9 protein-coding genes are annotated in these 14,071 nt (G+C 67.7%); 8 read left to right on the plus strand and 1 reads right to left on the minus strand.

Annotated elements, in window-relative coordinates; all coding sequences use genetic code 11:
• Positions 1 to 135: 135 nt before the first annotated feature.
• A complete protein-coding gene (locus U858_RS0111060; protein WP_025137221.1) occupies positions 136 to 924 on the minus strand; it encodes a copper resistance protein NlpE N-terminal domain-containing protein in 789 nt (262 codons plus the stop codon).
• A 193-nt stretch (positions 925 to 1,117) separates the two neighbouring features.
• On the opposite strand from U858_RS0111060, the gene U858_RS0111065 reads away from it, so the two are divergent.
• The 8 genes from U858_RS0111065 (at position 1,118) to U858_RS0111100 (ending at position 14,039) form a co-directional block, all read left to right on the plus strand.
• On the plus strand, positions 1,118 to 1,975 hold the full coding sequence (locus U858_RS0111065) for an A24 family peptidase (protein ID WP_029953736.1): 858 nt from the start codon (positions 1,118 to 1,120) through the stop codon (positions 1,973 to 1,975).
• Positions 1,976 to 2,110: 135 nt separating this feature from the next.
• Positions 2,111 to 2,758 (plus strand): dephospho-CoA kinase, encoded by a 648-nt coding sequence (coaE, locus tag U858_RS0111070; protein ID WP_025137223.1) that lies wholly within the window; start codon positions 2,111 to 2,113, stop codon positions 2,756 to 2,758.
• Between the two features lie 42 nt (positions 2,759 to 2,800).
• Positions 2,801 to 3,553, plus strand: a complete 753-nt coding sequence (zapD, locus tag U858_RS0111075) for a cell division protein ZapD (RefSeq protein WP_025137224.1) — start codon at positions 2,801 to 2,803, stop codon at positions 3,551 to 3,553.
• A gap of 193 nt (positions 3,554 to 3,746) precedes the next feature.
• Positions 3,747 to 5,015: an MdtA/MuxA family multidrug efflux RND transporter periplasmic adaptor subunit gene (locus tag U858_RS0111080; RefSeq protein ID WP_025137225.1), complete on the plus strand. Its 1,269-nt coding sequence runs from the start codon at positions 3,747 to 3,749 to the stop codon at positions 5,013 to 5,015.
• Between the two features lie 15 nt (positions 5,016 to 5,030).
• Positions 5,031 to 8,129, plus strand: coding sequence for an MdtB/MuxB family multidrug efflux RND transporter permease subunit (locus U858_RS0111085; RefSeq protein WP_025137226.1), 3,099 nt, complete (start codon positions 5,031 to 5,033; stop codon positions 8,127 to 8,129).
• On the plus strand, positions 8,126 to 11,239 hold the full coding sequence (locus tag U858_RS0111090; RefSeq protein WP_025137227.1) for a multidrug efflux RND transporter permease subunit: 3,114 nt from the start codon (positions 8,126 to 8,128) through the stop codon (positions 11,237 to 11,239). The genes U858_RS0111085 and U858_RS0111090 overlap by 4 nt, the downstream gene beginning before the upstream one ends.
• Entirely contained in the window at positions 11,236 to 12,825 is a 1,590-nt protein-coding gene (locus U858_RS0111095) for an efflux transporter outer membrane subunit (protein ID WP_025137228.1), read from the plus strand. Before U858_RS0111090 ends, U858_RS0111095 begins: the two co-directional genes overlap by 4 nt.
• A gap of 203 nt (positions 12,826 to 13,028) precedes the next feature.
• The gene (locus tag U858_RS0111100; RefSeq protein ID WP_025137229.1) at positions 13,029 to 14,039 is read left to right on the plus strand and encodes a tripartite tricarboxylate transporter substrate binding protein; all 1,011 of its coding nucleotides are present in this window, start codon (positions 13,029 to 13,031) and stop codon (positions 14,037 to 14,039) included.
• The last annotated feature ends 32 nt before the right edge of the window (positions 14,040 to 14,071 follow it).

Raw genomic sequence — 14,071 nt, forward strand, 5'->3', positions numbered from 1 at the left:
TATCTTGGAAGTAAGTGTGTGCTTACATACGATTGGCGTTCGCCCAAAATTCAGGGCCTGGCGAACACAAGGTTCGGTAGGCCCTGGATGGGAACCGCGCGGCTCAGGCCAGGGCGAATACCCGGCCCGTCAGGTTCAGGGGCACTGAGGCGCGTTGGCCTTGGCCAGTTCGTCGATCGGGTCCAGATCCGGCTGGCGGGTCAGGTTGTAGTTCAGGTTGGGCGTCTGGCCGCCGATGGAGCGCACGCGCAGCACGTTGTTGGCGGCCACCAGGAATTCCACCCGCACATTGCCCTGGCCGTCCAGCAGGATGACGCGCGGCGGGCGTTCGTCGGTGGCGTCCCAGCAGCCTTGTTCCACCACCGGGGCGGCCTTCTTGGCGGCGTCTTCCAGGTAGGCGGTGCGGCCGCGCCAGCGGCCGTTGGGCGCCAGGGTCAGCGTGACGCGCTGCGCCGTGCATTGCATGGCGGGCGAGAAACACGGCAGGGTGCCCATATAGGTTTGCGGTTGCGGCACCAGGCTGTTGGCCGTGGCGCTTTGGGTCGCACCGCCCGCGGGGGCGGTGACCGGTGCGGGCGCCGAACCGGCCGACGATGCCGAAACGCTTTCCGCGCCTTCCGGTACGGCCTGGCCGTCTTCGGTGACGTTGCCGCCCTGGGCGGGCTGGCCGGATTGGGCCTGGGTTTTCTTCTGGTCGGGCTTGAGCGCGATCTGCACTTGCGAAGGCGCGCGCAGCACGGTGCGATAGCCGGCGCCCGAGCCCTGGTATTGGGCGTCGGTAACCGTGCTTTCGACCGGTGGGTCGTAGTAGCCTTCGGTGCGTTGCTGGGCGCAGCCGGCAGCGCCCAGTACCGTGCCCGCTAACAGCAGCCCCACGATGCTGAGTTTGCGGGGGCGGGAGAGGATATCGACGCGCGCGGCCATGGCAGCTGATCCGTAAGTTGAGTCTGTCTCCGATTTTACGCACTTATGCGAAGATTCGATACGTTCCCCCACACCCCGAAAGACACTGTTCGCCCTTTATGCACAAATTACGACACGGTCCCTGGCGGCAAGCCTGCCGTTTTGCCGAAAATGCCGGATGTTCGGCAGGGCAGGCCGCGTCGCGGGGCCCCGCATGACCGCCTTGTGGCATGTCTTTCCGATCCCCCTGGCAGGCTTCATTGGCCTGGCGGCACTGGCCGGCCTGTTCGTGGGCGGCTGGCTGACCCGGCTGACCTACCGGCTGCCGCGCATGATGGAACGCGAGTGGCAGGCGCAGTGCCTGGACGCCGTGGGCAAGGCCCGGCCGCCGGCCGACTACGGCTTGCTGGCCCCGCCTTCGCACTGCCCGCATTGCGAAGCCCCCGTGGCCGGTTGGCGGCGGCTGCCGCTCGTGGGCTGGCTGGCGCTGCGGGGCCGCTGCGGCGCCTGTCATGGCGCGATCGGCTGGCGCTATCCCGCGATTGAACTGACCACGTGCGTGCTGTTTGCCGCGTGCGCCTGGCGCTTCGGCGCCACGCCCATCGCGCTGTGCGCCATGGGCCTGTCGGCCGCGCTGGTGGCATTGGCCTGGATCGACCTGGAATCCACCCTGCTGCCCGATTCGATCACGCTGCCGCTGGCCTGGGCCGGCCTGCTGGTGAACCTGTTCGATGCCTTCACCACGCTGCAACTGGCGGTGGTGGGCGCGGTGGCCGGCTATCTGTTCCTGTGGGTTATCTTTCATGCCTTCCGCCTGCTGACCGGGCGCGAGGGCATGGGCTTTGGCGATTTCAAGCTGCTGGCCGCGCTGGGCGCCTGGTTTGGCGTGGGCGCCTTGCCGATGCTGCTCTTGGGCGCGTCGGTGGTGGGCGTGGTGATCGGCGGGGCGCAAACGCTCAGTGGCCGCGCCAGCCGCGGGCAGGCTCTGCCGTTCGGACCGTATCTGGCGCTGGCTGGCGTAGTGGTGCTGCTCCTGGGTGGCGAGCAGGGCCTTAACTGGTTGCTGCGTTGAGACGGGCCGTAACGCAGACGCGGGCCGTGGACCAGCCACAAACAGACAAGCCCGCTTTGGGTACCCGGCCGATGCAGGCGTTGCCGTTCAGACTACCGTTCAAGCTACCGTTCAAGTAAGCAAGGAATGACGCACATGTTCAATATCGGCCTGACAGGCGGCATCGGTTCCGGCAAATCGCGCGTGGCCGACATGCTGGGGGAATGGGGCGCATCGGTGGTCGACACCGACGAGATCGCACGCGCATTGACGGCGGCAGGCGGCGCCGCGATGCCCGCCATCGAACGCGAATTCGGCCCCGGCGCATTGACGGCCGACGGCGCCTTGAACCGCGACTGGATGCGCGAGCGCGCCTTTGCCGATCCGCAGGTTCGCCTGCGCCTGGAAGCCTTGCTGCATCCGGTCATCGGCCAGGAAACCGAACGCCAGGCCGCGGCCGCGCAAGGACCTTACCTGGTGTTCGTGGTGCCGCTGCTGGTCGAGTCGATCGACCGTTGGCGCAGCCGCGTCGACCGCATCTGCGTGGTCGATTGCGACCCGGAAACCCAAGTGGCGCGCGTGCGTTCGCGCAGCGGGCTGACGGACTCTGCCATCAGGCGTATCATGGCGGCACAGGCTGCGCGGGCAAGCCGGTTGGCCGTCGCCGACGACGTCATTATTAACGACGGTGCGACCTCTCCAGAACAATTGCGCGCGCAGGCGAAGACCCTGCATGATCGCTGGCTGGCGCTGGCGGCCACGACGGGCCGGCAAGCCCAGGGCTTGGCCGGCACCCCTGAATAATCTCGGCCTTCAGGCCGACCTCTGATGGGCCTGTTTACAAGCGTGATTGTTTACGAATATCCCTTCAATGAGCGCATCCGCGCTTACCTGCGGCTTGAATACCTGTTCGACAGGTTGTTCTTCTTTGCCCGCGAGGGAGACTCACGCCAGCACCAGGTCGCCGTCACGTCCCTGTTCGATCTGCTCGACGCGTGCGAACGCACCGACGTCAAGGGCGCCGTGCTGCAAGACCTGGAACGCCAACGCGTGGCCCTGATGGGCCTGCGCGACCACCCTGGCGTGGCGCAGGATGCGCTGGAAGGCATGCTGCGCGAACTTGAAAAAGTCTCCGCGGCCCTGGCCGCGCCCGGCAAGACCGGCCAATCGCTGCGCGAAAACGAGTGGCTGACCAGCCTGCGCGGCCGCCTGTCGGTGCCCGGTGGCGCCACCCAGGTCGACATGCCGTCCTATTACGCCTGGCAGCACAAGTCCGAAGCCGCGCGCTGCGCCGACCTGCAAGCCTGGTTGGCGCCTTTCGGGCCGCTCTACGACGGCCTGACGCTGGCGCTGCGGCTGTTGCGCGAGTCCGGCCGCAAGACCGACATCGTGGCCGAACAGGGTGCCTACCAGCAGATGCTGGCCGGCAAGCAGTTCCAGCTGCTGCGCGTGTGGGTCGACCCGACCCAGGGCGCGTTTCCCGAGATCAGCGCCAATAAGTACATGATCTGGATCCGCTTTTCGACGCAGGACGGCGAATTCAAGCCCCAGCAGGTCGCCCGCGACGTCCCGTTCCAGATGACGCTCTGCAATTCCTGACCTGAAGGGCCGGCCCAGGATGGCCGTACCCCGGATGGCCGTACCCCGGATGGCCGGACCCCCGGATGGCCGTACCCGCCCATCGTGCCCCGATTCCTGTTGCGCCCTATTTCAGTCGTAACGGCCAATCGCTGAAATGACGCCTGTCTAGTACACAATACGGCTTTCTCCGTCAGTGCCGGAACCGTTTCCCATGTCCGATAGCCGTCCCGTTTCCCCGACCTCCCGCTGGACCCGCCGCAGAATCATCGGTTTAGGGGTGCTTTTGCTGGTGGTGGCCGGCATTGCCTGGGTGGCGCTGCGGCCGGCGGCCAAGCCGGGCGGCGCGGGCGGCGGACGCCCCGGCGGCGGGCGGCCCAACATGGCGGCGGCCATGGCCAACCTGGCCGTGCCGGTACGGGTAGCCACCGCTGTCACGCAGGACATCGACATCTTCCTGAAGTCGCTGGGCACCGTGACCGCCTACAACACCGTCACCGTGCGCAGCCGCGTCAGCGGCGAACTGGTGGACGTGCCGTTCCAGGAAGGCCAGATGGTCAAGGCCGGCGACCTGCTGGCGCAGGTGGACCCGCGCGCCTTCCAGGTGGCGCTGGATCAGGCCCGCGGCACCCAGATGCAGAACCTGGCGCTGCTCGAGAACGCGCGTCGCGACCTGCAACGCTACCAGGCCCTGTTCAAGCAGGATTCCATCGCCAAGCAGCAGGTCGACACCCAGGCCGCGCTGGTGCGCCAATACGAAGGCACCATCAAAAGCGACCAGGCCAATGTCGACAATGCGCGCCTGCAGCTGGACTACGCCCGCATCACCGCGCCGATCAGCGGCCGCCTGGGACTGCGCCAGGTCGATCGCGGCAATCTGGTGTCCAGCTCGGACACCAACGGCCTGGTGGTGATTACCCAGACCCAACCGATTTCGGTGGTGTTCACGCTGCCCGAAACCCAACTGCCCGAAGTGCGCGCCGAACTGGCCCAGGGCAAGACCCTGGCGGTCGAGGCCTATGACCGCGCTGACACCCGGCGCATCGCGGCCGGCAAGCTGGAAACGCTGGACAACCAGATCGACGTCACGACCGGCACGCTCAAGCTGAAGGCCAAGTTCGACAACCAGGACGACGCGCTGTTTCCCAACCAGTTCGTCAACGTGCGCCTGCACGTGCTGACGCGCAAGGACGTCACCGCGATTCCCACGGCGGCGATCCAGCAGGGATCGGCCGGCGCCTTCGTGTTCCAGGTGCAGGCCGACAACACCGTGCAGGTCAAGCAGGTCAAGCTGGGCGCCATCAACAATGGCATGGTGGCCGTGAACGAAGGGCTGCAGCCCGGTGACCGCGTCGTGACCGAGGGCACCGACCGCCTGCGCGCCGGCGCCAAGGTCGAGGTCGTGGGCGGCGCCGAGGTGATTCCCAAGGACAAGTCGCTGGGCGGCGGCGCCCCGGCGGGCACCACGCCGGCCACCCGGTAAGCCAGGGGTATCGCCGTGAGCCCGTCGCGCCTGTTCATTCTGCGGCCCGTGGCCACCACGCTGTCGATGGTGGCCATCCTGATTGCCGGCTTCATCGCCTACCGCCTGCTGCCGGTCTCGGCCCTGCCCGAGGTCGATTACCCCACCATCCAGGTGACCACGCTGTACCCCGGCGCCAGCCCGGACGTGATGACCTCGCTGGTCACCTCGCCGCTGGAGCGGCAGTTCGGGCAGATGCCGGGGCTGAACCAGATGTCGTCCACCAGTTCGGGCGGCGCGTCGGTCATCACCATGCAGTTCAACCTGACGCTGCCGCTGGACGTGGCCGAGCAGCAGGTGCAGGCGGCCATCAACGCCGCGTCGAACCTGCTGCCCAGCGACCTGCCGGTGCCGCCGACCTATAACAAGGTCAACCCGGCCGACGCCGCGGTGCTGACCCTGGCGATCACCTCGCCGACCATGCCGCTGCCGCAGGTGCGCGACCTGGTCGATACGCGGGTGGCGCAGAAGCTGTCGCAGATTCCCGGGGTGGGCCTGGTCAGCGTGGCGGGCGGGCAGCGCCCGGCCGTGCGGGTGCAGGTCAATCCGCAGGCGCTGGCGGCCAACGGCCTGGGGCTGACGGACCTGCGCACCGCGGTAGTGGGCGCCAACGTCAACCAGCCCAAAGGCAACCTGGACGGGCCGCTGCGCTCGACCACCATCAACGCCAATGACCAGCTCAAGTCGCCCACCGACTACAACGACCTGATCATTGCCTACAAGAACAACGCGCCCCTGCGCCTGTCGGATGTGGCGCGCGCCGTGGAAGGCGCCGAAGACACGCGCCAGGCGGCCTGGGCGGGCGACAAGCCGGCCATCTTGCTGAACATACAGCGCCAGCCGGGCGCCAACGTCATCGACGTGGTCAATCGCATCCAGACGCTGCTGCCGCAGCTGCGCGCCGCGCTGCCGGCGACGCTGGATGTGACGGTGGTGTCCGACCGCACCCAGACCATCCGCGATTCGGTGGCCGACGTGCAGTTCGAGATGCTGCTGGCGGTGGCGCTGGTGGTGATGGTGACCTTCGTGTTCCTGCGCAGCGTCACGGCCACGCTGATTCCCAGCGTGGTGGTGCCGCTGTCGTTGGTGGGCACGTTCGGCATCATGTATCTGGCTGGATTCTCGATCAACAACCTGACGCTGATGGCGCTGACGATTGCCACCGGCTTCGTGGTGGACGACGCCATCGTCATGATCGAGAACATCGCGCGCCACATCGAAGAGGGCGAAACGCCGCTGCAGGCCGCGCTCAAGGGCGCCTCGCAGATCGGTTTCACGTTGATCTCGCTGACGTTCTCGCTGATCGCGGTGCTGATTCCGCTGCTGTTCATGACGGAAGTGGTGGGGCGGCTGTTCCGCGAGTTCGCCATCACGCTGGCGGTGTCGATCCTGATTTCGCTGGTGGTCTCGCTGACGTTGACGCCGATGATGTGCGCGCGCCTGCTGCGCGCCGAGTCCGAGCAGAAGCACGGCCGCTTCCACCAGGCCACCGGCGCCTTCATCGACCGCGTCATTGCCGCCTACGACCGCATGCTGCAGAAGGTGCTGCGCCATCAGCCGCTGACCCTGCTGGTGGCCCTGGCGACCTTCGCACTGACGGTGCTGCTGTATATCCTGGTGCCCAAGGGCTTTTTCCCGCAGCAGGATACCGGCCTGATCCAGGCCATCACCCAGGCGCCGCAATCGATTTCGTTCACCGCCATGGCCGACCGCCAGCAGGCCGCCGCACGGCTGGCGCTGGAAGATCCGGACGTGCAGGCGGTGTCCTCGTTCATCGGGGTGGATGGCAGCAACGCCACGCTCAGCGCGGGCCGCATGCAGATCGCGCTCAAGCCGCAGGCCGAGCGCAACGGCGACCTGGCCACCGTGATGGCGCGGTTGCAGCAGTCGTTTGCCAAGCAGGACGGCCTGACGGTGTACATGCAGCCGGTGCAGGACCTGACGATCGAAGACCGGGTCAGCCGCACGCAGTACCAGATGACGGTGTCCAACCCCGACCTGGCGGTGCTGAGCGAATGGACCCCCAAGCTGATCGACCGCCTGCGCCAGGTGCCGGGCTTGAAAGACGTGACCGACGACCTGCAGGACGACGGCCTGCAGACCTGGGTCGAGATCGACCGCGATGCGGCCTCGCGCCTGGGCATCACGGCGGCGGTGGTGGACGAGGCGCTGTACGACGCCTTTGGCCAGCGCCTGATCTCCACCATCTTCACCCAGTCCAACCAGTACCGCGTGGTGCTGGAAGTGCAGCCGCAATTCCAGATGAACCCGGCCTCGCTGGGGCAGATCCACGTGCCGACCTCGACCGGGGCGCAGGTGCCGCTGTCGTCGATTGCCCGCATCACGGAAGGCAAGACGGTGCTGGCCGTGAACCGGCTGGATCAGTTCCCGATGGTGACGGTGTCGTTCAACCTGGCGCGCGGCGCATCGCTGTCGGCGGCGGTCGAGGCCATCACGGCGGCCGAGGCCGAGATCGGCATGCCGGCCAGCGTCGAGACGCGCTTCCAGGGCGCCGCGCTGGCATTCCAGAATTCGCTGACCAGCACGCTGTGGCTGATCCTGGCGGCGATCGTCACCATGTACATCGTGCTGGGCGTGCTGTACGAAAGCTACATCCATCCCATCACCATCCTGTCGACGTTGCCGTCGGCCGGCGTGGGGGCGCTGCTGGCGCTGCTGATCAGCGGCACCGAGCTGGACATGATCGGCATCATTGGCATCATTCTGCTGATCGGTATCGTCAAGAAGAACGCGATCATGATGATCGACTTCGCGCTGGACGCCGAGCGCAAGCGCGGCCTGTCGCCGCGCGCGGCGATCCATGAAGCGGCGCTGCTGCGGTTCCGGCCCATTCTGATGACTACGCTGGCCGCGCTGTTCGGTGCGCTGCCGCTGATGCTGTCGTCGGGCACCGGCGCTGAACTGCGCCAGCCGCTGGGCCTGGTGATGGTGGGCGGCCTGCTGCTCAGCCAGGTGCTGACGCTGTTCACCACGCCCGTGATCTACCTGATGTTCGACCGCATGTCGCGGCGCTGGCGCGGCATGCGCGAGGCCCGCGCCGGGGACGCGCGATGATCCTGTCGGCCCCCTTCATCGTCCGGCCGGTAGCGACCACGCTGCTGTCGCTGGCGGTCGTGCTGGCGGGCATGCTGTCGTTTTTCCTGCTGCCGGTGGCGCCGCTGCCGCAGGTGGATATTCCCACCATCTCGGTGTCGGCCAGCCTGCCGGGGGCCAGCCCCGAGACCATGGCTTCCAGCGTGGCCACGCCGCTGGAACGTTCGCTGGGCAGCATCGCGGGCGTGACCGAAATGACCTCCAGCAGCACGCAGGGCTCGACCCGCGTGACGCTGCAGTTCGATCTGTCGCGCGACATCAACGGGGCGGCGCGCGACGTGCAGGCGGCCATCAACGCCGCCCGCTCGCTGTTGCCGACCAGCCTGCGCAGCAACCCCACGTATCACAAGTCCAACCCGTCGGACGCGCCCATCATGACCCTGGCGCTGACGTCCGACACGCTCAGCCAGGGCAAGATGTACGACCTGGCATCCACCATCGTGGCGCAGAAGCTGTCGCAGGTGGACGGCGTGGGCGAAGTGACGGTGGGCGGCAGTTCGCTGCCGGCGGTGCGCGTGACCGTGCTGCCGGGCGCGCTGGCCAACCGCGGCGTGTCGCTGGACGACGTGCGTACCGCGCTGGCCAATGCCAACGCCAACCGGCCCAAGGGCGTGCTGGAAAACGACCGCTATCACTGGCAGGTCATGGTCAACGACCAGCTCAGCCGCGCCGAGCAATACCGGCCGCTGATCGTGGCCTGGCGCGACGGCGCGCCGGTGCGCGTGTCGGACGTCGCCAAGGTCGAGGATTCGGTCGAAGACCTGTACCAGACCGGCTTCTACAACGAACGCAATGCCATCCTGATGATCGTGCGGCGCCAGGCCGACGCCAACATCATCGAGACGGTGGACGCGGTGCGGGCGCAACTGCCCGTGCTGCTGGCGCTGATGCCGGCCGACGTGCAACTGACCGTGGCCCAGGACCGCACGCCCAGCATCCGCGCGTCGCTGCACGAGGCCGAGCTGACGCTGATCATCGCGGTGGGCCTGGTGGTGCTGGTGGTGCTGCTGTTCCTGCGGCGCTGGCGGGCGGCCATCATTCCCAGCATTGCGGTGCCGGTATCGTTGATCGGCACCTTCTGCATCATGTATCTGTGCGGCTTTACGCTGAACACCATTTCGCTGATGGCGCTGATTGTCGCCACCGGCTTCGTGGTGGACGATGCCATCGTGGTGCTCGAAAACATCATGCGCCACGTCGAGAACGGCATGTCGCCCATGCGGGCGGCGCTGCGCGGTTCGCGCGAAGTCGGCTTTACCGTGCTGTCGATGAGCCTGTCGCTGGTGGCGGTGTTCATTCCCATTCTGTTGATGGGCGGGGTGGTGGGGCGGCTGTTCCGCGAGTTCGCCGTGACGCTGTCGGCGTCCATCATGGTGTCGCTGGTGGTGTCGCTGACTTTGACGCCCATGATGTGCGCCCGCCTGCTCAAACCCGAACCCAAGGAACCCGAACCGCCCGGCCGGCTGGCGCGCTGGGCCGAAAGCGGCTTTGCCTGGATGCAGGACGGCTACCGCCGCAGCCTGGCCTGGGCGCTGGCGCACAGCCGCCTGATGATGGTGATACTGGCCGCGGCGGTGGGCCTGAACGTCTACCTGTACACCGTCGTGCCCAAGGGCTTTTTCCCGCAGCAGGACACCGGCCAGCTGCTGGGCTTTTTCCGGGTCGACCAGGGCACGTCGTTCCAGGCCACGATCCCGAAACTGGATGCGCTGCGCAAGATCGTGCTGGCGGACCCGGCCGTGCAAAGCATGACCGGCTATGCCGGTGGGCGTGGCGGCAGCAACAGCAGCTTCATGCAGATCCAGCTCAAGCCGCTGGGCGAACGCCAGGTGTCGGCCGACCAGGTCATCAACCGCCTGCGCGCCCGGCTGCAGAACATGCCCGGGGCGCGCATGTTCCTGGTGTCGCAGCAGGACATCCGCATCGGCGGCCGGCAGAGCCAGGGCTCGTACGACTACACGCTGATGTCGGGCGACCTGCAACTGCTGCGCACCTGGATGCCCAAGGTGCAGCTGGCGATGTCGAAGGTGCCCGAGATCACCGACGTGGACACCGACGTCGAGGACAAGGGCCGCGAGATCAATCTGGTGATCGACCGCGAGGCCGCCACGCGGCTGGGCGTGAGCATGTCGACGATTTCGACGGTGCTGAACAATTCGTTCAGCCAGCGCCAGGTGTCGGTGATGTACGGGCCGCTGAACCAGTACCACGTGGTGCTGGGGGTGGACGCGAAATTCGCGCAGGACATCGAATCGCTCAAGCAGGTGGAAGTGATCACGTCTACCGGCGCGCGCGTGCCGATGGCGGCGTTTGCCCGCTTCGAGAACGCCAATGCGCCGCTGAGCGTGCAGCACCAGGGGCTGTTCGTGGCCGACACGGTGTCGTTCAGCCTGGCGCCCGGCGTGTCGCTGGGGCAGGCCACGGCGGCCATCGATGCGGCCGTGGCGCGCATTGGCCTGCCGTCGGACCAGATCCAGGCCGGCTTCCAGGGGACGGCGGCGGCGTTGCAGCAGACGCTGGCGCAGCAGCCGTGGCTGATCCTGGCCGCGCTGGTCACCATGTACATCGTGCTGGGCATCCTGTACGAAAGCTTCGTGCATCCGCTGACGATTCTGTCGACCTTGCCGTCGGCAGGGCTGGGCGCGCTGCTGGCGCTGCTGCTGGTGCGCACCGACTTCACCTTGATCGCGCTGATCGGGGTGTTTCTGTTGATCGGCATCGTCAAGAAGAACGCCATCATGATGGTGGACTTTGCGCTGGATGCCGAGCGCAACCAGGGCATGGCGCCGCGCGAAGCCATCTTCCAGGCCTGCCTGACGCGTTTTCGTCCGATCATGATGACCACCATGGCGGCGATCTTCGGCGCGCTGCCGCTGGTGGTGGCCACCGGCGCCGGCGTCGAGATGCGCCAGCCGTTGGGCATTACCATCGTGGGCGGGCTGGTGCTGAGCCAGATCCTGACGCTGTACACCACCCCCGTGGTTTATCTTTATCTAGACCGTTTCCGTCTCTGGGCCGCGCGCGGGCGCACCCGGCGAACGGGCGGCGACGCTTCCATAGAACAAATATGATCCGCAACGCCAAGCCTTCTTCTTACGCAACCCTGCCGCGCGCGGGCGCCGTACTGGCGCTGTGCGCCCTGCTGAGCGCCTGCGCCGTCGGCCCTGATTACCAGCGCCCGGCGCTGGACGTGGGCGCGGCCTACAAAGAAGGCCAGGTCGAGGTGCCGGGCTGGAAGCGGGCCCAGCCGCGCGACGACGCCGACCGCGGCCAGTGGTGGCGCGTATATGACGATGCCACGCTGAACGACCTGGTGACGCGCCTGAACGCATCGAACCAGACCATCGCGCAGGCCGAGGCCAACTACCGGCAGGCGCTGGGCCTGGTGCGCGGCGCGCGCGCGGGCTTCTTCCCGACGGTGGGCGCGGGCGCGGGCCTGACGCGCTCAGGCAGCGGCGGGGGCAGCGGATCTTCGTCGTCATCATCGGGGGGCAGCGGCGGCAGCAATGTGTCGAACCAGTATTCGCTGACCGGCAATGTCAGCTGGGAGCTGGACGTGTGGGGCCGCGTGCGCCGCAGCGTCGAGTCGTCCGAGGCCAGCGCCGCGGCCAGCCTGGCCGACCTGGCCGCCACGCGCCTGAGCGCACAGGCTGCGCTGGTGCAGGCTTATCTGCAATTGCGCGTGCTGGACGAACAGAAGCGCCTGCTCGATGCCACCGTGGCGGCCTACGAGAAGTCGCTGCAGCTGACGCAGAACCGCTACAACGTCGGCGTGGTGGGGCAGTCGGACGTGGCCGTGGCCCGCACGCAGGTGGAAAGCACCCGCGCGCAGTCCATTGACCTGGACTGGCAGCGTGGCCAGTACGAGCACGCCATTGCCGTGCTGATGGGCCAGGCACCGTCGCATTTCACGCTGCCGCCCGCGACCTTCAATGTGCAGCTGCCGCAGATTCCGGTGGGCCTGCCGTCCGAATTGCTCGAACGCCGGCCCGACGTGGCGGCTGCCGAGCGCCGCGCGGCCGCGGCCAATGCGCAGATCGGCGTGGCGCAGGCGGCCTGGTTCCCCAGCCTGACGCTGTCGGCCAATGGCGGCTTCCGCAACGGCGAATTCGCCGAACTGTTGACGGCGCCGGCACGCTTCTGGTCCTTGGGTCCGGCGCTGGCGCTGACCATTTTCGACGGCGGCGCACGCGAGGCCCAGGTCGAACAGGCGCGGGCCTCGTATGACGCCCAGGCGGCGGCCTATCGGCAGGCCGCGCTGGTCGGGCTGCGCGAGGTCGAGGACTACCTGATCCAGCTGCGCGTGATGGAAAGCGAGCAGACCGTGCAGCGCCGTGCGCTGGAATCGGCGCGCGAATCGCTGCGCCTGATCCAGAACCAGTACAAGGCCGGCCTGGTCGACTACCTGAGCGTGGCGGTGGTGGATGCCACCGCGCTCAGCAACGAGCGCAGCGCGCTGAGCCTGTACGGCAACCGCCTGGTGGCCAGCGTGAACCTGATCGTGGCGCTGGGCGGCGGGTGGGACGGGTTGGGGGCGGTGTCCGGCACGGCCACAGCACCCGCGTCGCCGGGCGCGACGGCCACTGACGCCTCAGCGCCCGCTGCGGCGGCCAGCCCGACGCCTGCGCCCGCGGCAACCCCCTCAGCCCAACCCTAGGGATAACGCCTAACCTCTCCTTCCCCCGATTGACAAGCCAGGGCCGCGGGTTCCTAATGCGTCAAAAGTGACCAACTGGTCACGCTGGGCTTGCCGCCCGGGACGCGCTACGTGCCACGCCTGGCCGGCCCGTCCGCATCGCGAAGTACCGTGGCGCCGGATTCCGTTTGATCAATCGAACACTTCTTGTGAAGGGGAAGAGGATGGGCAGGTTTTTTCGTGCAAATGCGGGCGGCGCGTCCGCTCGCCTGGCCGTCGCCGGCATGGCCGTGGCGGCAGGCGCCATGGCGGTCTGCGCACCCGCGGCCGCGGCCTGGCCCGAGCGGCCCATCACCCTGATCGTGCCGTTCCCGCCGGGCGGCACCACCGACATCTTCGCCCGCACCATCGCCGAGCACATGCGGGCGGCGCTGGGCCAGTCCATCGTGGTCGAGAACAAGCCGGGCGCGGCCGGCAACCTGGGCGTGGCCGCGGCAACGCGCGCGCAGCCGGACGGCTACACCATCGTGCTGGGCTCGGTGGGTACCCAGAGCGTCAATCAATTCCTGTACAGCAACATCGGTTTCAACCCCGCCACCGACCTGGTGCCGCTGGGCATGATCGCGTCCACGCCCAATGTGATGGCGGTGGCGGCGGGCTCGCCCTGGCGCACGCTGGACGACGTGATGAAGGCGGTGAAGAAGGACCCGGGCAAGTATTCGTATGCGTCGCCGGGCATCGGCTCGTCGGTGCACCTGACCGGCGCGTATTTCGAGTCGATGGCGGGCCTGCAGATGCTGCACGTGCCGTTCAAGGGCTCGTCGGCCGCGATCCCCGCGGTGATCGGCGGCCAGGTCGATATCCTGATGGACAACCTGCCCAGCTCGATGGCGGCGCTGAAGGCGGGTGACCGGCTGCGCGGCATTGCGGTCACGTCGGCCGAACGCAGCCCCGCCGCCCCTGATCTGCCCACCATGGCCGAGGCCGGGCTGCCGGGCTTCGAGGTCACTGCGTGGTCCGGCTTGTATGCGCCGCGCGGCACGCCCGCGCCGGTGGTGGACAAGCTGATCGCGGCGATGAAAGAGGCGCTGCAATCGCCCGCCTTGAAGCAGTCGCTGGCGCAAGGCGGCGCCACGCCGGGCAACCTGTTCGGCGCGGATCTGGCGGCCTTCGAGGTGAAGGAACGCGATAAATGGGGCAAGCTGATCCAGAGCCGGGGGATCAAGGCCGATTGAGGTCGGGCGGGGCCGGCAATCGGCCCCGCGCC

It is taken from the genome of Achromobacter sp. DH1f (genome assembly GCF_000633435.1).
GTDB classification, from domain to species: domain Bacteria; phylum Pseudomonadota; class Gammaproteobacteria; order Burkholderiales; family Burkholderiaceae_B; genus Achromobacter; species Achromobacter deleyi.